The sequence below is a fragment of the Vogesella urethralis genome (assembly GCF_007644045.2).
Lineage (GTDB): Bacteria > Pseudomonadota > Gammaproteobacteria > Burkholderiales > Chromobacteriaceae > Vogesella > Vogesella urethralis.
On record NZ_VMDW02000040.1, the window covers coordinates 1 to 1,204 of the forward strand.

At 59.5% G+C, this 1,204-nt stretch carries 1 protein-coding gene; it reads left to right on the forward strand.

Annotated features, from left to right (window positions below):
• The first annotated feature begins 67 nt into the window (after positions 1–67).
• Positions 68–1,179, forward strand: a protein-coding gene (locus FLQ03_RS01365; RefSeq protein WP_144374142.1) for an IS3 family transposase whose coding sequence is annotated in 2 segments (ribosomal slippage) — positions 68–326 and positions 326–1,179 — 1,113 coding nt in all. Because the reading frame shifts where the segments join, the coding sequence is not laid out codon by codon here.
• Positions 1,180–1,204 lie beyond the last annotated feature (25 nt).

Genomic DNA, 1,204 nt, shown 5'->3' on the forward strand with positions numbered 1-1,204 from the left:
CGACGTCCACCCCATCTTGAGTAGCGCGTGACTTTAGCGTCCAATCCACCATGACAAGGAGTTGGACATGAAGAAACGATTCACCGAAGAGCAGATCATCGGCTTCCTTCGTGAAGCAGAAGCCGGCATGCCCGTAGCCGAGCTGTGCCGCAAGCATGCCTTCTCGGAAGCCAGCTACTACCTCTGGCGCAGCAAGTTTGGTGGCATGAATGTCTCGGAGGCCAAGCGTCTCAAAGAGCTGGAAGCCGAGAACGCTCGGCTGAAGAAGCTCCTGGCCGAGACGATGCTCGAGAACGAGATCACCAAGGAAGCCCTCCGAAAGAAGTGGTGAGCGCACCGTCACGGCGGGAGCTGGTGCGCCACTTGATGGGCAAGGGGCTGAGTGAACGCCGCTCGTTGCGGGTGGCGGGCATGAGCCCCAGCGCCTTCCGCTACCAGCCGCAGCCAGACCGTAATGCCTCGCTCAAGGAAAAAATCATCACCCTGGCGCAGCGCCACCGGCGCTACGGTGCCAGCATGATTTACCTGAAACTGCGACAGGAAGGTATGCAGGTCAATCACAAGCGCGTGGACCGGCTCTATGCCGAGGCGGGTCTGCAAATTCGTCGGCGTAAGCGCAAGAAAGTGCCGGTGGCAGACCGTCATCCGCTGGTGCGGCCAATGGCGGCCAACCAGGTTTGGTCGATGGACTTCGTGTTCGACCGGACAGCAGAGGGGCGTGTCATCAAGAGCCTGACTATCGTTGATGACGCCACGCACGAAGCGGTGGCCATTGTGCCGGAACGGGCGATGAGTGGCGTGCACCTGACGCGCGTTCTCGACCAGTTGGCGCAGACGCGCGGCTTGCCCAAAGCGATCAGGACGGATAACGGCAAGGAGTTCTGCAGCCGTGCGATGCTCACCTGGGCGCACGCTCGGGGTGTTCAGCTGTTCCTCATTGAGCCGGGCAAGCCGAATCAGAACGCTTACATCGAATCGTTTAACGGGCGCTTCCGGGACGAATGCCTGAACGAACACTGGTTCACCAGTCTGCGCCATGCTCAGATCGTGATCGAAGCCTGGCGAAGGGAGTACAACAACGAAAGGCCCAAGAAAGCGCTGGGTGGTTTGACGCCAGCGGCCTACGCCAAATTACTGGCGGAGAAATCAGGTAAATTAGCCTTGGACTCTAAAGCGTAGTGCTACTGAGATTGGGGGGACGTCG